Annotated in this window: 16 protein-coding genes; 6 read left to right on the top strand and 10 right to left on the bottom strand. The window is 67.1% G+C overall.

Annotation, left to right across the window (positions count from 1 at the left end; translation table 11 throughout):
• Positions 1–42: 42 nt before the first annotated feature.
• The 3 genes from urtC to urtA are packed head-to-tail and all read right to left on the bottom strand — an operon-like array spanning position 43 to position 3,278.
• Positions 43–1,152, bottom strand: a complete 1,110-nt coding sequence (gene urtC / locus G6N34_RS13140; RefSeq protein WP_085157411.1) for an urea ABC transporter permease subunit UrtC — start codon at positions 1,150–1,152, stop codon at positions 43–45.
• Positions 1,149–2,033, bottom strand: a complete 885-nt coding sequence (gene urtB / locus G6N34_RS13135) for an urea ABC transporter permease subunit UrtB (RefSeq protein ID WP_085157413.1) — start codon at positions 2,031–2,033, stop codon at positions 1,149–1,151. The genes urtC and urtB overlap by 4 nt, the downstream gene beginning before the upstream one ends.
• 3 nt (positions 2,034–2,036) lie before the next feature.
• Positions 2,037–3,278 carry an urea ABC transporter substrate-binding protein gene (urtA, locus tag G6N34_RS13130; RefSeq protein WP_179965750.1) on the bottom strand — a complete coding sequence of 414 codons (1,242 nt, stop codon included), beginning with the start codon at positions 3,276–3,278 and terminating at the stop codon, positions 2,037–2,039.
• A gap of 276 nt (positions 3,279–3,554) precedes the next feature.
• Here urtA and G6N34_RS13125 point away from each other — a divergent pair, with 276 nt between their 5' ends.
• From G6N34_RS13125 to G6N34_RS13115, 3 genes are read left to right on the top strand one after another with little or no spacing between them, the layout of a single operon-like run.
• Positions 3,555–4,001, top strand: a complete 447-nt coding sequence (locus G6N34_RS13125) for an Rv2576c family protein (protein WP_085157415.1) — start codon at positions 3,555–3,557, stop codon at positions 3,999–4,001.
• A 51-nt stretch (positions 4,002–4,052) separates the two neighbouring features.
• Positions 4,053–5,063 carry an Rv2578c family radical SAM protein gene (locus tag G6N34_RS13120; RefSeq protein ID WP_085157417.1) on the top strand — a complete coding sequence of 337 codons (1,011 nt, stop codon included), beginning with the start codon at positions 4,053–4,055 and terminating at the stop codon, positions 5,061–5,063.
• A 51-nt stretch (positions 5,064–5,114) separates the two neighbouring features.
• Positions 5,115–6,167 carry a class I SAM-dependent methyltransferase gene (locus G6N34_RS13115; protein ID WP_085157419.1) on the top strand — a complete coding sequence of 351 codons (1,053 nt, stop codon included), beginning with the start codon at positions 5,115–5,117 and terminating at the stop codon, positions 6,165–6,167.
• On the opposite strand, the gene G6N34_RS13110 is transcribed toward G6N34_RS13115, so the two are convergent.
• From G6N34_RS13110 to G6N34_RS13090, 5 genes are all read right to left on the bottom strand, one after another.
• On the bottom strand, positions 6,164–6,610 hold the full coding sequence (locus tag G6N34_RS13110; RefSeq protein WP_085157421.1) for a nuclear transport factor 2 family protein: 447 nt from the start codon (positions 6,608–6,610) through the stop codon (positions 6,164–6,166). The genes G6N34_RS13115 and G6N34_RS13110 overlap by 4 nt on opposite strands.
• Positions 6,611–6,628: 18 nt before the next feature.
• Positions 6,629–7,891, bottom strand: a complete 1,263-nt coding sequence (locus tag G6N34_RS13105) for an acyl-CoA dehydrogenase family protein (RefSeq protein WP_085157423.1) — start codon at positions 7,889–7,891, stop codon at positions 6,629–6,631.
• Between the two features lie 2 nt (positions 7,892–7,893).
• On the bottom strand, positions 7,894–9,027 hold the full coding sequence (locus G6N34_RS13100; protein ID WP_085157426.1) for an acyl-CoA dehydrogenase family protein: 1,134 nt from the start codon (positions 9,025–9,027) through the stop codon (positions 7,894–7,896).
• A gap of 90 nt (positions 9,028–9,117) precedes the next feature.
• Positions 9,118–10,347 (bottom strand): amidohydrolase family protein, encoded by a 1,230-nt coding sequence (locus G6N34_RS13095; protein ID WP_085157429.1) that lies wholly within the window; start codon positions 10,345–10,347, stop codon positions 9,118–9,120.
• A 133-nt stretch (positions 10,348–10,480) separates the two neighbouring features.
• Complete coding sequence (locus G6N34_RS13090) at positions 10,481–11,095, bottom strand: TetR/AcrR family transcriptional regulator (RefSeq protein ID WP_085157626.1); 615 nt, start codon at positions 11,093–11,095, stop codon at positions 10,481–10,483.
• Positions 11,096–11,230: 135 nt separating this feature from the next.
• On the opposite strand from G6N34_RS13090, the gene G6N34_RS13085 reads away from it, so the two are divergent.
• Entirely contained in the window at positions 11,231–12,103 is an 873-nt protein-coding gene (locus G6N34_RS13085) for an LLM class flavin-dependent oxidoreductase (protein ID WP_085157431.1), read from the top strand.
• The gene (locus G6N34_RS13080) at positions 12,100–12,981 is read left to right on the top strand and encodes an acyl-CoA thioesterase (protein WP_085157433.1); all 882 of its coding nucleotides are present in this window, start codon (positions 12,100–12,102) and stop codon (positions 12,979–12,981) included. Before G6N34_RS13085 ends, G6N34_RS13080 begins: the two co-directional genes overlap by 4 nt.
• 18 nt (positions 12,982–12,999) lie before the next feature.
• Here G6N34_RS13080 and ypfJ read toward each other — a convergent pair whose 3' ends face one another.
• Positions 13,000–13,887: a KPN_02809 family neutral zinc metallopeptidase gene (ypfJ, locus tag G6N34_RS27995; protein WP_234813125.1), complete on the bottom strand. Its 888-nt coding sequence runs from the start codon at positions 13,885–13,887 to the stop codon at positions 13,000–13,002.
• An 81-nt stretch (positions 13,888–13,968) separates the two neighbouring features.
• On the opposite strand from ypfJ, the gene G6N34_RS13070 reads away from it, so the two are divergent.
• Positions 13,969–15,459 carry a carboxylesterase/lipase family protein gene (locus tag G6N34_RS13070; RefSeq protein ID WP_234813126.1) on the top strand — a complete coding sequence of 497 codons (1,491 nt, stop codon included), beginning with the start codon at positions 13,969–13,971 and terminating at the stop codon, positions 15,457–15,459.
• 161 nt (positions 15,460–15,620) lie between these two features.
• Here G6N34_RS13070 and G6N34_RS13065 read toward each other — a convergent pair whose 3' ends face one another.
• Positions 15,621–16,142, bottom strand: coding sequence for an SRPBCC family protein (locus G6N34_RS13065; RefSeq protein WP_085157451.1), 522 nt, complete (start codon positions 16,140–16,142; stop codon positions 15,621–15,623).
• Positions 16,143–16,261: the final 119 nt, after the last annotated feature.

Genomic DNA, 16,261 nt, shown 5'->3' with positions numbered 1-16,261 from the left:
CGACGGGTTCCACCGTTGTCGTCGGTTCGGTTTCTGCTGCGGTCACGACGCGGTCACCTTCTCTGGTTCGGGGTCGGGATCCGGATCGGGGACGGGCTGCGCGGCCGGTTTGGTCCGCGCGCGTCGCTTGCGCAGCGCTCCGATACCCGCCAGGCCGGCCGGGAAGAACCCGACGACGACGATGAACAGCAGCCCCTGGGCGTAGGTCCACCCGGCCGGGAAACGCTCGGAGAACGCCGTCTGGGCCCACGCGACACCGATCGCGCCCAGCACCGGTCCCAGCAGCGTGGTGCGACCACCGATCGCGACGCCGATCAGGAAGGCGATCGACGGCACGATGCCGACCTGGGCCGGGGTGATGAACCCGATGATCGGGGCGAACAGCGCCCCGGCGATGCTGGCGAACAGTGCCGCGGCGGTGTAGGCCACGACCTTGATGTTGGCCGGGTCGTAGCCGAGGAAGCGCACGCGCTCCTCGCCGTCCCGCACCGCGACCAGGAGTTCGCCATACCTGCTCTGCATCAGTTGGCGCACGATCGCGACGACCACGAGAAGCACGGCCGCGGCAATGAAGTAGAGCATCTGCCGGTTCACCGGATCGGACAGGGTGAACCCGAAGAACGTGCGAAAACCGTTGAGCCCGTTGCTGCCGCCCAGGGTGGCCTGGCCGACGAGCAGGATGGCCATCGCGGCGGCCAGGGCCTGGGACAGGATCGCGAAGTAGGCGCCCTTGACCCGGCGCTTGAACACGCCGAGGCCCAGCAGCGCGGCGATCGCCGTCGGGACCACCACGATCGCCAGCAGGGTGAAGGCGGGGGAGGCGAACGGCGCCCAATAGCCCGGCAGGACAGGGATTCCGGCGATCTGCATGAAGTCCGGCACGCTGTTGCCCCGGATCTCGGCGTCCGCGATCTTGAGGTGCATACCCATCATGTAGGCGCCGAGGCCGAAGAACACGCCCTGACCCAGCGTGAGCATGCCGCCGCGGCCCCATGCCAGGCCGATGCCAGCGGCCACAATCGCGAAGCACAGGTACTGGCCCAGCAGACCGAGCCGGAAGGTGCTCAGCACCGCGGGCGCGACGCCGAACAGCAGCACGGCCGCGACGGCGAACCCGGCCCACGTCTGCCATCGCCCGAGCAGGCTTCTCATACCAGACTCCTTGTCCGCACGGTGAACAGGCCCTGCGGCCTGACCTGCAGGAACACCACGATGATCACGAACAGGATGACCTTGGCCAGAGACGCCGTCGTGCTGTACTCGATGAACGAGTTGATCAGCCCCAGCGCAAATGCCGCGATGACGGTGCCCTTGATCTGGCCGAGGCCGCCGACGACGACGACGAGGAACGCGTCGATCAGATACGCCTGCCCGGTGGTCGGACTCGTCGAGCCGATCAGGGTCAGGGCGACACCCGCGACACTGGCCAGCCCCGACCCGATGAAGAACGTCGTGATGTCGGTCCGCCGCGACGAGATGCCGCTGGTCTCAGCGAGATCGCGGTTCTGCACGACGGCCCGGATCCGGCGGCCCATCGGGCTGGCCTTGAGCGCCAACGCCAGGGCCGTCACACAGACGATGGCCAGCACCAGGATGAAGATGCGGCTCTTGGGCACCACGGCGCCGAGAATCTCGATCCCGCCGGACAGCCATGTCGGCGCGGCCACGTTGACCGCCGGAGCGCCGAAGATGTCGCGGGCCACCTGCTGAAGGATCAGTCCCACGCCGAAGGTCACCAGCAGGGTGTCCAACGGTCGGTGATACATCCGTTGGATCAGTGTGGTCTCCAGCAGAACGCCGAGCAGACCGCCCACCACGAATCCCACGACCAGTGAGATCAGCAGGGAGGCACCGGCATTGGAGATCACCATCTGCACCACGAAGGCGGTGTAGCAGCCGGCCATGATGAACTCGCCGTGCGCCATGTTGATGACGCCCATCTGACCGAAGGTCAGGGACAGTCCGAGTGCGGCCAGCAACAGGATTGAGCCGAGGCTCAACCCCGTTGCCAGCTGCCCGATGAGGACATCCATCGATTAGCCCGAAAGTCCCTCAGCCCACGGGTAGGACTTCAGGTAGGGGTCCGGCTCGATCGGGCCGTCGGACTCCCACACGGTGTAGATCAGGCCGTCCGGATGGATCTCACCGATCCGCGCGGTCTTGGTGATGTGGTGGTTCTCGCCGTCGATGGTGACCAGGCCCTCGGGTGCGTCGAACGTCACCCCGCCGGCGTTGTCCTGAATCGCCTTGGTGTCGAACGCGTTCGCCTTCTCGGCGGTGTTCTTCCACAGGAACACCGAGACGTAGGCGGCCTCCATGGGGTCAGAGGTCGGCTTGTCGGCGCCGTACTTGTCCTTGTAGGCCTTGACGAACTCCTTGTTCACCGGGTTGTCGACGGTCTGGTAGTAGTTCCACGCCGTGAGCTGGCCCTCGATGTTCTTGGCGCCGATGCCCACGACCTCCTCCTCGGCGATCGACACCGAGACCACCGGCATCTTCTCCGGTGTCAGGCCGGCGTTGGTGTACTCCTTGAAGAACGCGACGTTGGAGTCGCCGTTGAGGGTGTTGAACACCGCGTCGGCGTTGGAGGCGCGCAGCTTGTTGACGATGGTCGAGAAGTCCGTCGATCCCAGCGGCGTGTAGTCCTCGCCCTTGATCTCGATGTCGTTGGCCGCGGCGTAGGCCTTGATGATCCGGTTGGCGGTCTGCGGGAACACGTAGTCGCTGCCCACCAGGTAGAGCGTCTTGACGCCCTTCTCCTTGAGGTAGTCCAGCGCGGGCACGATCTGCTGATTGGTGGTGGCGCCGGTGTAGAAGATGTTCTTCGACGCCTCGAGGCCCTCGTACTGGACGGGGTAGTAGAGCAGGGAGTTGTTGCTTTCGAAGACCGGCAGCATGGCCTTGCGGCTCGACGACGTCCATCCGCCGAACACCGCTGCGACACAGTCGGAGTTGATCAGTTTCTCGGCCTTCTGCGCGAACACCGCGGGATCGGAGGCACCGTCCTCGCCCACGATCTCGATCTGCTTGCCCAGCACGCCGCCGTCGGCGTTGATCTGCTCGACGGCCAACTTGATGGCGTCGCGCACGGTGACCTCGGAGATCGCCATGGTGCCCGACAATGAGTTCAGCGATCCCACCTTGATGGTGGAACCCGAAGTGTCGACGCAGGATTCAGCGCTTGCGGCCTCGGTGTCGCCGGCCTTGCTGCCGCAGCCCGCGAGGGTCATGGCGGTGGCAAGGGCGATCGATCCCGCTGCGAGGGCAGACTTACTCATGCGCGGACGGTTGGAGCTGACCATCGAGAGCCTTTCGTCACGGACAGTGCGGCCCTTGGTGAGTCGGCTCAAGACGCGTTCCCCAACCGGGCCGAACGGCACCCACATCGGGTGCCAGATCCGGACGTTATGGGGCCGGTGTTTCTGTGAAATATCTGTGTGTCACGAACAAGTTAACGACTTGTTCCACCCGTGTTCAGCGGTTGGTCTGCGGCGTCGAGCGGTCGCGCGGGCAGCCCGTGAGGACCGTGTAACGATCCGGTAGCGTCGGAAGATATGACGAACATGGGAACAGCTACACGTCGGATCGCGGCCGCCTTCGCTCTGGCCGCCGCCGCAACAGCGGTCACGCATGGCACGTCAGCGGCCGAGCCTGAGGGCACTGAGAACGCTGGGGCCGGCAACGTCCGGTACGTCCTCGCCACGGGCGCCCCGTATCAGTTCCAGATCACCTACCTGGTCAATCAGCCCGCCAGCAAGGCCGAGTACAACGCCAACGCCGACGCGTACCTCAAGCGCGAGACCATCATGGTGACGCCGGAGGCGCCCTGGGTCTTCGACACCACGCTTGCCGATCCTCAGTGGGCCTTCCTGCAGGTCAGCAGTACCACGCGCGGCGGAGTGGGCGCTCCGAACGCCCACTGCGAGGTGCTTGTGGACGGTGCCGTCGCGGTGACGGGCGACAATCCCTACAGCCCGATCTGCATGCTTTCGCAGTGGTGACTCGCTGACCGGTGATTGACAGCACCATCGAACGTATGTTCGCATGGTGTCATGCGGTGGCAGGCGCAGGCGGTCAGGGTCGACGACGGTGCGTTGCCGGGGTTGGCGCGCATCGGCTTCGTCCGCACTGTGAAGACCCCGCAGTTCGAGGGCGTCACGTTCCATGAGGTGCTGTGCAAGTCAGCGCTGAACAAGATCCCCGAGGCCGCGATGCTGCCGTTCCGGTTCACCGTCAACGGCTACCGCGGGTGCTCGCACGCATGCCGGTACTGCTTCGCCCGGCCCACGCATGAGTACCTGGATCTGGACTCGGGCAACGACTTCGATGCCCAGATCGTGGTCAAGACCAATGTTGTCGACGTGCTGCGCCGGGAACTGCGTCGGCCCTCCTGGCAGCGCGAGACCGTGGCACTGGGCACCAACACCGATCCGTACCAGCGTGCCGAGGGCCGCTATGCGCTGATGCCGGGGATCATTGCCGCGCTGGCGGACTCGGGCACCGGCATGTCGATCCTCACCAAGGGCACCCTGCTGCGGCGGGACCTGCCTCAGCTGGTCGAGGCGTCCACGGAGGTGCCGGTGTCGCTGGCGGTGTCGCTGGCCATCGGCGACGCGGAACTGCAGCGCGACGTCGAACCGGGCACCCCGTCCCCGGCGGCACGGTTGGAGTTGATCAGCGCCATCCGCGAGGCCGGCCTGGACTGCCACGTGATGGTCGCCCCCGTGCTGCCGTACCTGACCGACTCCACCGAGCACCTCGACGACCTGCTGGGCCGCCTCGCGGTCGCGGGCGCCACGAGCGTCACGGTGTTCGGCCTGCACCTGCGAGGCGCCACGCGCGGGTGGTTCATGGGCTGGCTGGAGCGCTCGCATCCGGCCCTGGTCGGGCCGTACCGCACGCTGTATCGGCGCGGGGCTTACCTGCCGTCGGAGTACCGCGAGGACCTGCGCCGCCGCGTGGGGCCGTTGGTGGCCAGACACGGCCTCGGCGGCCCGCGGGCGACACCCCCGCCACGACCCGTGCAACGCGTCGCTGAGGTGCTGCAACCGACTCTGTTCTGACCGTCTCGATCGGCGTACGTTCGGCATCAGCGACGCAATCGGGGGCGTGTCATGACTGTCAACGAAGACAAACTCAATGCCTTTCTGGGGCGAGCGATAGACGATCTCGGGGCCGCCTTCAGCGCGGTGCTCATCCTGATCGGCGACGAGTTGGGGCTCTACTCAGCGCTGGGTGGCGAACCGCTGACCGCGGGCGAACTGGCCGAGCGCACCGGGACCAGTGAGCGCTACATCCGTGAGTGGCTGGCCAATCAGGCCGCGGGCGGATACGTCGAGTACGACGCCGACGGCGACCGGTACCACCTGAGCGAGGAGCAGGCGCTGTGCCTGACCGACCCGAACGGTCCGATGGACCTGCCCGGCGGCTACTCGGTGGTCGAGGACTTCTTCCACATCAAGTCGCGGGTGGCCGAGAACTTCCGCAGCGGTGCGGGCATGGAGTGGGGCGAGCACCACCCGTCGCTGTTCTGCGGCACCGAGCGGTTCTTCCGGGCCGGCTATCACGCCAACCTGCTGTCGTCGTGGCTGCCGGCACTGGACGGCATGGTCGACGAACTCGAGGCCGGAGCGCTGGTGGCCGATGTGGGCTGCGGCCACGGAGTGACGACAATCCTGATGGCGCAGGCCTTTCCGAAATCGCAGTTCGTCGGTATCGACTACCACGACCAGTCGATCGAGACCGCGCGCACCCATGCCGCCGAGGCCGGTGCCGCCAACGCCCGCTTCGAGGTGGGCGACGCGACCTCGTATCCGGGTGGGGACTACAACCTGATCGCGTTCTTCGACTGCCTGCACGACATGGCCGACCCGGCGGGCGCGGCCCGGCACGCCCGCGAGTCGCTCGCCCCCGAGGGGCGCTGCATGCTGGTGGAACCCGCTGCGGGGGACAGCCTTTCGGAGAACCTGAATCCGGTGGGCCGGGTGTTCTACGGGGCGTCCTCGATGGTGTGCGTCCCGGTGTCGCTGGCCCGGCACGGACCGGCGTTGGGGGCGCAGGCCGGTGAGCGGCGCCTGGCCGAGGTCATGGTCGACGGCGGCGGCTTCAGCCTGTTTCGCCGGGTCGCCGAGACCCCGTTCAACCTGGTGTTCGAGGCGCGGGCTTAGTTGTCTTCGGCCTTGCCCTCGACCTGGCCGAACGTCATCGCGTCCATGTTCCAGTAGCCGCGCAGGTTGGTCAGCAGGCCGGCGTCGTTCACCTTGTAGGTGAAGATGCCGCGGACATCGCTGGTGAAGCCGCCCTCGAACTCGAAGTGCAGGTTCAGGATGTGCGCGATCTCCTGCGGCGAACTCGACGGGAAGGTCTCCTCGCACGTGATGCGCCGCGCCGTGGTCTTGGCGATGGTGCTGTCGTAGAACGCGTAGACGCTCTCCTTGCCGCGCACCCCGTTGCCGTCGCTGTTGGTCGGGGCGGGCCCGATGGGATCCTCGATGACGACGTCGTCGGCCATCAGGGCGAGCCATGCCTCGCGGTCGTTGGCGTGGACGGCGGCCCACGACGCCCGCGATGCGGCCAGGGCAGGGGAGATGTCGGTAGTGGATTCAGTCACAGTTGCACCCTAGCCATGTCACTGGCGGCCCCGCTTCACCTCGTTGAACGGCACGCCGCGGTCGGCGGCCAACTCGCGGGGGAAGCCCAGGATGCGTTCACCGATGACATTGCGGGCCATCTCGGAACTGCCGCCGCCCAGCGACCCCGTCTGCCGGGACAGGTAGCGCACGCCGATGTCGATCAGCCCGTCGAGGTCACCGCCCTCGTCGACGACGCCCGCGGTGCCGGCGATGGTCAGCGCGGTGTCCACCTCGAGTTCGGTGGTCTCCGCGTGGAACAGCCGGATCAGGGTGCCCGAGGTCGGGGGCAGAGCGCCGGCCGCGATCGCCTGCGAAACGTGCTCGATCAACTGGGCCTTGACGATGCGGCGGGCCAGCGCCCGGCCCGCGAGATTCTGGATCACCGGATCGTCGCCCTGACCCGTGGCCTCCGCGAGGCCGACGTGATCCGGCGGCATCTCGTTGGCGTTCTCGGCGCCGGTGCCGCTGGCGAACTCCGATCCGCCGCCGACCGCGCGGCGCTCGTGGAACAGCTGGCGCGAGGCCACGGTCCAACCGTCGTTGACCGCACCGACGACGGCGTCGTCGCCGAGTTCGAGGCCGTCGAAGAACTCCTCGCAGAACTCTTCGTTGCCGTTGACCTCCTTGATGCGGCGCATCGTGATGCCGGGCGCGTTGAGCGGCACCAGGAACATCGTCAGGCCCTCGTGCTTGGGCACGGTCCAGTCGGTGCGGGCCAGCATGAGCCCGTAGTCGCCCGCAAAGGCGCTTGTGCTCCAGGTCTTGGCGCCGTTGATGATCCACTTGCCGTCGCGGCGGTCGGCGCGCGTGATGACACCGGCCAGGTCGGAGCCGCCACTGGGCTCACTCAACAGCTGGACCAGGATCTCCTCACCGCGGATCGCGGCCGAGATGCGTTCCCGTTTCTGGTCTTCGCTGCCCACGTCGAGGATGGTCGCGGCGCAGATGGTGAACGACGGTGTGTTGAGGATCAGCGGCATCTCATAGTTGCGGCACTCGTCGTTGAACGCCTTCTGGTAGGCGTAATCGAGTCCGAGGCCGCCGTATTCGCGTGGGAAGCAGATTCCAGCGAAGCCGCCTTCGTACAGGCGCTTCTGCAGTTCCTTGGCGCGGTCCCAGGACTCCTGGTGGGCGCGCACCGAGAACGGGGGGTTGTCGGGGTCGATGCGTGGCATGTTGTCGGCGAGCCAGACCTTGGCGCGCGCGACGAACTCGGCCACCGACTCCTGGGTGCCCGTGGAGACCGCGGTGTCCGTCATGCTCATGCCTCCTGTGTCTTACGGCTCAGTTCGTACACTGCGCGGTGGTGGTCCTCGGGTGAGCCGAACATGGCTCGGTTCAGCGAGACGCGTCGCAGGTACAGGTGCAGGTCGTGTTCCCAGGTGACGCCGATACCGCCGTGCAACTGCACGCAGTCCTGCAGCATCACCGGGGCGCGTTCTGCGACATAGGCTTTCGCGACGCTGACGAGCTTGGCGGCGTCGGCCGAACGTGCGCCCACGGCCGCGGCTGCACCGGCGGTGGTGCCCCGCGCGGCCTCGAACCACATCTTCATGTCCGCGAAGCGGTGCTTGAGGGCCTGATAGGACGCCAGCGGACGGCCGAAGCTGTGCCGGTCCAGCAGCCACTGATTGGTCATGGCGAGCACCGCGTCGAGGATGCCGACGATCTCGGCGCACTGCAGCACCAATGCCACCTGGCGCTGACGTTCGATGACGGCCGCGGTCTGTTCCGCGGAGCCGACGACCGCCGATTCGTCGACCGTGACGCCGTCGAACTCCACACGCGCATAACGCTTCACGAGGTCGACCGATTTCTGCACGGTCACGCTCACCCCGGCCGCGTCGGCCGGGACGACGAACTGGCGTGGCTGCCCGTCGAGCAGTGCGACGACCAGCAGCAGACCGGCCTCGGCACCCGCCTCGACGCGGTCCTTCACGCCGTCGATGCGGTACCCGGAGTCGGTGCGGGTGGCCGTGGTCGTCGGGTGTGTGGGGTCGAACGGGCGCTTGGGTTCATAGGTCGCCCATGACGCGATCGCCTCACCGGAGACCAGGGCCTCGATGGTGTCCTCGTGGCCCTCCGGAGCCTCCACCAGACCGGCGAGCACCACGCTGACCGGGTGCAATGGGCCGGGGGCGACGGTGCGGCCGACCTGTTCGGCCACCAGGGCGAGGTCGGCGACGCCGTCACCGGAGACACTTCCGCCGCCGAGTTCCTCGGGCACCAGCAGGCTGGCCCACCCGAGTTCGGCGGCCTGCTGCCACCACTTCGCGTCAAAGGATTCGTCGCGGTCGTGCAGTTCGCGCACCTTCGGCAGGGACGCCTCCCGTTCCAGGAACGCCTGGGCCGTGGAGGCGAAGAGCATCTGCTCCGGGTTTGCCACGTCTGTCATGAGGCGGTTGCCCCTCTCCGGGTTCGGGGTGAGCGTGCCGCGAGCGTGCCGGAGAACTCCAGCACGCTCGCAGTCGATGATCGATGGTTCTTACGTGAGGACGAGGGCGGGGACGTCGGGCTTGTACACCACCTTGTTCTCGACCTTGAACAGGTCGATCAGGTTCTTGCCCATGACCTTTCGCACACCCTCCTCATCGAGGCCGTGCGCCTGCAGATCGGAGACCAGGTTGATCGGGTCGGCCAGGCCCTCGGGGTGCGGCCAGTCCGAACCGAAGATCACCCGGTCGATGCCGCACAACTCGGCCATCTTCTTGAAGTCGTCCTCCCAGAACGGCGCGACGTACACGCATCGCTTGAAAGCCTCGATCGGGTCCTCGGGGAACTCGTTCGGCATCTTCGCGAAGACGTCCTTGAACTGGTAGAAGAGGTAGGGCACCCAGGAGGCGCCGTTCTCGACGGACAGGATGCGCAGGTCCGGGTTGCGGGTGAACGCGCCGTGGCACACCAGTGCGGCCATCGTGTCCTCGATGGGCCGCTTGCCCATCGCGACCATCCGGAAGGATGTCGGCTTGAACGGCAGGAACTCGTCGGCGGGTTCCCAGTCGTTGAGGTACTGGGCGTACCCACTGTCTGACGCATGCATCGCCACGGGGATGCCGGCCTTGACGCACGCCTGCCAGAACGGGTCGAACTCCTCGGTGCCGAACGAACGGGTTCCGCGGTAGCCGGGCACCGGGGCCGGACGCACGAGCACGGTCTTGGCGCCGCGCTCGAGGCACCATTCCAGTTCCTCAAGCGCGCGGTCGACGATCGGCAGTGTGATCACGGGGGTGGAGAAGATCCGGCCCTCGTAGTCGAACTGCCAAGTCTCATACATCCATTCGTTGAGCGCGTGGATGATGTCGTGGATGAGTTCCGGGTCGTCCTTGAGGCGCTCCTCGACCAGCGAGGCCAGCGTCGGGAACATCAGCGTGTAGTCCAGGCCGAGGCTGTCCATGACCTCAAGGCGTGCCTCGGGATTGCGAAAGGCCGGGATGGCCTTCATGGGCTTGCCCATGACCTCGCGGTAGCTCTTGCCGCCGCTTCCGTGCCGGAAGTAGTCCTCCTGCGCGCCCGGGCGTGCGACGACCTCGAAGGTCGGGTTGGGGATGTAGTCGCTGATGTGGTTGCGCACCATGATCTTGGTGCGACCGTGCACGTCGATGTAGTCGATGACGCCCTTGCGCTTGTCCGGCAGGAACTTGGTCAGCGCTTCCTTGGGCTCATAGAAGTGGTTGTCGGCGTCGAACACCGGATAGTCGAGGATGCGTGACGGCATGGTTGTGGGCTCCCTGGCATGACGTTTCTGCGGAGAACGGTAATGACATTACCGTTCGTGGTAACGACATTACCACGCAGAAGTGTAACGGGACCAGGGTCGATCCACCGGCTGTTTCAGCAGGTCAGGAGCTTCAGCTGGTCAGGCCGCGCAGGAAGAAGGTGAACAGGTTTGAGCCTTCGATCGGGATGCCGTTCAAGCCCGTCCCGAGGTCGCGCAGGCGCAGTGCGCCCAACACGGTCTGCATCAGGATCGCGGCGTCGGTCTCGACATCGAGGTCGGCGCGGAAGGTGCCCTCGGCGATTCCGCGGTTGAGGATGTCGACCACCAGCGTGTGCAACGGGGTCAGCACCTTGGCGAACTCCATGGGCCTGGCCTCGAAGAGATGGTCGTTGTAGTAGGTCAGGCCGCGGTTGATGCTGTCCTGCGTGCTGGACTCCGCGGGTGCGCTGATGCGCTCGATCAGGCGGCGCAGGGCCTCGTCGCTGGGAACGCCCTCGGTGTCGGCGCGCCAACGCTCGGTGGCGTCGGCCATGATCTTCTCGACCAGGGCCAACAGCAGCTCATCCTTGGTGGCGAAGTGCTGGTAGAAGGCCCGCAGCGACGTCTTGGACCGTTCGACGACCTCGAGGACCGTGAAGTCGGTGCGGCCCGTCTCGCCGAGAATCGCCAGGGCCGACCGCATGAAACTCTGGGCGCGCGACTCGGCCGCGGGCTGGGAGGCAGCGGCTCCGTTCGGCTTCGCCATCATGGGGTCCTGAACTCATCGGGTGTGACCGTGTGGGATGTGCCCCGCACTGTGGTGGACGAGGGTACCGGCTTTACACCCTGGCGTGCGAGTGTCTAGCGCACATCGGCAATCGACCGTTACTGTCTTGGACCCATGGCCCAGTGGTTTCTCTTCCTCCCTCAGGTGCGGATGGGCATCGACGATGTGGTGGTGCGTGCACAAGCCGCCGAGAGCAACGGATTTGACGGCATCGCGTTCATCGACCACCTCGAGCCTCCCGGTGCCACCGGTCAAAGCATCTGGGAGGCAATGACACTGGCGACCTGGGCGGCGGCCCGCACTGAGCGGCTCACGATCGGGCACCTGGTGCTGTGTGACGGTTTCAGACATCCCGCGGTCCTGGCCAAGCAGGCCGTGACGCTGGCCGAGGCGTCCGGCGGTCGATTCGAACTCGGTCTCGGGTCGGGGTCCTGGCCGGCCGAGTTCGACCGGTTCGGCATCGAGGGCGGTGACGACGCCAAGGGCAGGGCGCGCCGGTTCGCCCATGACGTCGAGGTGATCCGACACTGCTGGGGCCTCGACGGCGATTCCCCATTGAGGCAGGAACCCGTTCCTTCGCAACAGATTCCACTGGTGCTCGGCGGAACCGGCAAGACCACGATGGATCTGGTGCGCCGATACGCGCAGTGGTGGAACATCCCGTCGCACCAACTGGCGCGCCTCGACGCACTGCTGCCGACCGTGGGCGACGCCCGGGTGTCCATGCAGCAGATGGTCGGGTTCGCCGGACGTGGCGCCGACCTGGCCGAGGTCGCCGCGGTGAGCACCAGGCGGTTCGGACACCTCGGTTCGGGTCTGGTGTGCGGCGACGCCGACGGACTCGTCGAGCATTTCACCGCGCTCGTCGACAAGGGCGTCGAGCGTTTCTACGTGTGGTTCGCGGACTTCGCGGCTCCGGCCACCCTGGCCGAATTCTCCGACACGGTGATGAAAGTCATCGCGCAATCAGAAGGGACGACAACGTGACAACGGAATCCAGCCAGGTGGTCTGGACGGTGCAGACCCTGCTCGACCTGTTCGACGTCGAGGCCAACGACGCCGGTGCGTTCGACGCCCCGACGGGGCCGACGGGTGAGGACGAGCGTCAGGTCGTCGAGGGCTCCCAGGTGCTGTCGCAGGCGATCGTCGCTGTCGCCAAGCGTTTTCCGGAGAAGTCGGTGCGCTCGGTGTACGCGGTCTTCAGTCGCGTCGTGCTCGTCGGCGCGCCCGTCGAACTGAACGTCGACGTGGTTCAGGAGGGCCGGTCGGCCGCGACCGCGGTGGTGACCGCGCTGCAGAACGGCAAGCGCTGCATCACGGTCACGGTGCTGTGCGACGTGCCCACCGCAGACGTCATCACCCACCATCTGCCGCGTCCCGACGTCAAGTCGCCCGCTGAGTCCCACGTCTCACAGATGCCGATGGCGGGTCGCGACCTGCGCCTCGTCGACGTCGTCGATGTCAACAGCCCCGACGAGGTCGGCCCGCCGGAACTGTACGCCTGGCTGCATTACGACCCGATCCCGCAGCGCGACGACCTGGCCAAGGCGCTGATCGCGTATTTCACTGGCCACCTTGGTATTTCGACGACCATGCGCGCGCATGAGGGCATTGGCACCGCGCAGGCGCACCTCACGGTGTCGACCGCACCGATGACCATCAGCGTCAGCTTCCACGAGCCCGTCACGTGGGATGGGTGGCTGCTCTACTCGCACGAGAGCACGCAGGTCGGTTCCGGCATGTCCTATGTGCGCGGCACGGTGCACACCGAGGACGGGGCGCTGCTGGCGTCGTTCACGCAGGACGCGCTGATCCGCCCCTTGCGCACCAACGACACCGCGATCGAGGAGAAGTCCCGCCTCTAGTCACCCCGCGGTGAGAACCTAGCCGTCCAGGCTTGCAGCGCGGTAGGTGTCGCACTTCTTCAGGTCACCGTTCTGGTAGCCGACGGTGAACCAGTGCTGGCGCTGTGCCGAGGATCCGTGCGTCCAGGACTCCGGGTTGACCCGTCCGGTCGCGGCCTTCTGGATCCGGTCGTCGCCGACGGACTGCGCGGCCGACAGTGCGTCCGCGATGTCCTTGTCGCTCAACGGTTCCAGGAACGTCACATCGGTGCCGGGCTGCTTGGCGATCGCGGCGTAGTGCGCCCACACACCGGCGTAGCAGTCGGCCTGCAGTTCGGTGCGGACGCTGTTGCCCTCGGCGCCCTGCGGACCGCGTTGTGCCTTGGCGAGGTTGCCCAGCAGGTTCTGCAGGTGATGGCCGTACTCATGGGCCACCACATACTCCTGCGCGAGCGGTCCGCCGCTGGAGCCGAACTGGGTCTTGAGCACGTCGAAGAAGCCGGTGTCGAAGTAGGCGGTCTGATCGCCCGGGCAGTAGAACGGGCCCACATCGGAGGTGGCCGGACCACAGGCGGTCTGCACCTCGCCGGTGAACAGACGCAGGTTGGGCCGCGTGTAGCCCTGCACCAACTGACCGAAGATCGCGTCGACGGAGTTGCCCGTGGCGATCACCCGGCATTCGACGATGTTGTTGGCGTCGGCACCGGTGCGGCACTGGCTGACGTCGAAGCCCGCGGCCTCCACGCCCTCGGTGTCCATGGGTTGCTGGGAGACGACACCACCCGGGTCCACGCCGAGGAAGAGCGCGATCAACAGCACGATCAGGCCGCCGACACCGCCACCGATGGCCATTCCGCGTCCACCGCGGCCACCGCCGCTCGTGGAGGTGGTGCTGGTGTCGATCCGCATCCCTTCGCTGAAGGTCATGGGCACTCTCCATCCGAGCTCACCGTGCCGGCCGCCGTGGCCGGTCGTCGGGGTTACAGCTTTGCACATACGATTCGGAGCGTGGCTGCCATTCGCACCGGCACCGGCGACACCGCGCGTCTGGCGCAGACGTCGGCAGGTGTGCTGCGCGGCGGCGTCGAGGGCGATGTCGCAGTCTGGCGTGGCGTTCCGTACGCCGAGCAGCCGGTCGGACCACGCCGATTCATGGCCCCGATCCCGCCGAAGCCGTGGACTGGTGTCCGCGATGCGCTCGAGCACGGACCTTTGCCGCCGCAGGGCAAGACGTTCGTCGGTGGCGGGCGCGACGACCCCAAGGTGCGTGACGAGGCGTGTCTGACCCTGACGGTCTGGTCGCCGGATCCGAGCGCGAGCCTGCCGGTGATGGTCTGGATCCCGGGCGGGGCGTTCCTTTACGGGGCCGGGCAGTTTCAGCTGTACAACGGTTCCCGGCTCGCGGCCAACGGCCGGGTCGTGGTGGTGAACGTGACGTATCGCATCGGCGTGTTCGGTGGCTTCGAACTCGGCTCTCTCGGTGAGGGGTTCGACGACAACCTGTGCCTGCGCGACCAGCTCGCGGCACTGCAGTGGGTGCGGGAGAACATCGCCGCGTTCGGCGGCGATCCCGGCCGGGTGACGGTGTTCGGCGAATCCGCTGGAGCCACGTCGGTGCTGGCGCTGCTGGCGAGCCCGGCCGCCTCCGGGCTGTTTCACCGTGCCGTCGCGCAGAGTCCCGCGTTGCCGCTGATCGCCGACTACGAGACCCGGGCCGAGCAGGCGCAGCGTTTCCTGCGTGAGGTCGGGGCCCGCCCCGACGAACTCAAGGGCCTGCCGCAGCGACAGCTGCGGCATGCCGCCGGGATGGTGCAGTTGCGCAGCGTGTCCAGCACCCCGACGCTCGCCCACGGGCTGACCCACGGGGTCGATCTGCTCCCGTTCGACCCCATTGACGCGGCCCGACGCGGGGCGGTCGCCGACATTCCGCTGATCGTCGGGACCAACAGCGACGAGGCGTCGATGTTCGCGTGGTCGCGGCCGCCCATGCTGCCCACCACGAAGGCCAACGTCGAGCACTACTTCGCCCGGCGAGACGCGGGAGCCAAAGACCGCGTGCTCGCGGCGTATCCGGGCTACCCGCGGCGCAGCGCGCTCGTCGCGGTGGGCGCCGACGCCATGTTCGGCGCCCCGACATGGGCATTCGCCGACGCCTACGGTGCGCAGGCCCCGACGTTCGCCTACCGGTTCGACCACATGCCCACGACGCTGCGGGCCCTGCGCCTCGGCGCCACCCACGGCAGCGAGATCGTGCACATCCAGCACAGCTACGGGTCCCACCTCGGGCGCAGACTGCACCCGCTGGGCCGGAGGCTGCCGCCCGCCGTCGGGCGGCGCATGCAGAAGGCCTGGCTGCACTTCGCCACAGCCGATCAGCCCGAGCCATGGCCCCGCTACGACACCGACCGTCGTCGCACTCGCGTCATCCGCACCACGCGTGACGTGGTCGTCGACGATCCCGATGCGACGCGGCGCGCGGCCTGGGCCGGACTGTACTGACGCACAGGTAGCGTCGCGCTCGTGAGCCGACTGTCGATGCAGCAGCAGGCCGCGCTGGGCAGCGGCGCTGGGGCTGTCCTGACGCCGAGGGCCGGTTTGTTGACACCCCGACCTGGTCGGGTGCGTACACAATGCGGCCCTCGACGAGGGATGTCGCCGGGTCAGCCCTCTCGGGCGCCCTCCACCGAGAACCGTTCGATGCTGTAGCGCCGCAGGTTGTGCAGGAACCGCTGGAACAGCCAGGCCATCACGGGCTGGCCGGTGAACAGGCCGAACCGGCCCGCGAGTCCGTTCGGCTTCAGGGCCATGACCCAGGTGAGATGGCAGCCCTCCGGTGTCTCGACCACGCGATAGTCCTCGGCGAACGCCGCGATGGCATCAGTGGTCGAGTTGTTGAACCGGAACGCCATATGTGTGTACGGCGCCCAGGCCAGGAACTCCTCGTCCCCGGTGATGCCGCCGCGCATGTTCACCGTCCGGGTGGTGCCCACCCCGCGCGGGGGTTCGCTGGTCCAGGTGACCCTGGTGATGACGGTCGCCCAGTGCGGCCACGATTCGGCGTCTTCGAGCACCTCGAACAACTGCTGCGGGGTGATGGGCAGATCGACCGTGCTCACGAACCGGTACGGGGCGGATTCGATGAAGTCCAGCTCGACGCGCTCGCAGGGGTGGCGCTTGGCCATGGTCGATCGCTCCTCGGGTGGGGATGCACAGTTGACACATCACGATAGCTGTCTACTGGGTGCAGCTCGCACGCGCGGGCAGTCGTATATGCGCCTCCGTTTAGACTGGTCAGTCGTTC

Origin of the sequence: Mycolicibacterium confluentis (assembly GCF_010729895.1) — a bacterium.
GTDB lineage: Bacteria > Actinomycetota > Actinomycetes > Mycobacteriales > Mycobacteriaceae > Mycobacterium > Mycobacterium confluentis.
The sequence above is the reverse complement of the archived record's forward strand: the minus strand, read 5'-3'. Positions and strand labels throughout refer to the sequence as shown.

Bases quoted from the DNA above. Each gene is read 5' to 3' on its own strand.
- urtC (WP_085157411.1), bottom strand. From the start codon at position 1,152: ATGAGAAGCCTGCTCGGGCGATGGCAGACGTGGGCCGGGTTCGCCGTC.
- urtB (WP_085157413.1), bottom strand. From the start codon at position 2,033: ATGGATGTCCTCATCGGGCAGCTGGCAACGGGGTTGAGCCTCGGCTCA.
- urtA (WP_179965750.1), bottom strand. From the start codon at position 3,278: ATGAGTAAGTCTGCCCTCGCAGCGGGATCGATCGCCCTTGCCACCGCC.
- G6N34_RS13125 (WP_085157415.1), top strand. From the start codon at position 3,555: ATGACGAACATGGGAACAGCTACACGTCGGATCGCGGCCGCCTTCGCT.
- G6N34_RS13120 (WP_085157417.1), top strand. From the start codon at position 4,053: ATGCGGTGGCAGGCGCAGGCGGTCAGGGTCGACGACGGTGCGTTGCCG.
- G6N34_RS13115 (WP_085157419.1), top strand. From the start codon at position 5,115: ATGACTGTCAACGAAGACAAACTCAATGCCTTTCTGGGGCGAGCGATA.
- G6N34_RS13105 (WP_085157423.1), bottom strand. From the start codon at position 7,891: ATGACGGACACCGCGGTCTCCACGGGCACCCAGGAGTCGGTGGCCGAG.
- G6N34_RS13100 (WP_085157426.1), bottom strand. From the start codon at position 9,027: ATGACAGACGTGGCAAACCCGGAGCAGATGCTCTTCGCCTCCACGGCC.
- G6N34_RS13095 (WP_085157429.1), bottom strand. From the start codon at position 10,347: ATGCCGTCACGCATCCTCGACTATCCGGTGTTCGACGCCGACAACCAC.
- G6N34_RS13090 (WP_085157626.1), bottom strand. From the start codon at position 11,095: ATGGCGAAGCCGAACGGAGCCGCTGCCTCCCAGCCCGCGGCCGAGTCG.
- G6N34_RS13085 (WP_085157431.1), top strand. From the start codon at position 11,231: ATGGCCCAGTGGTTTCTCTTCCTCCCTCAGGTGCGGATGGGCATCGAC.
- ypfJ (WP_234813125.1), bottom strand. From the start codon at position 13,887: ATGACCTTCAGCGAAGGGATGCGGATCGACACCAGCACCACCTCCACG.
- G6N34_RS13065 (WP_085157451.1), bottom strand. From the start codon at position 16,142: ATGGCCAAGCGCCACCCCTGCGAGCGCGTCGAGCTGGACTTCATCGAA.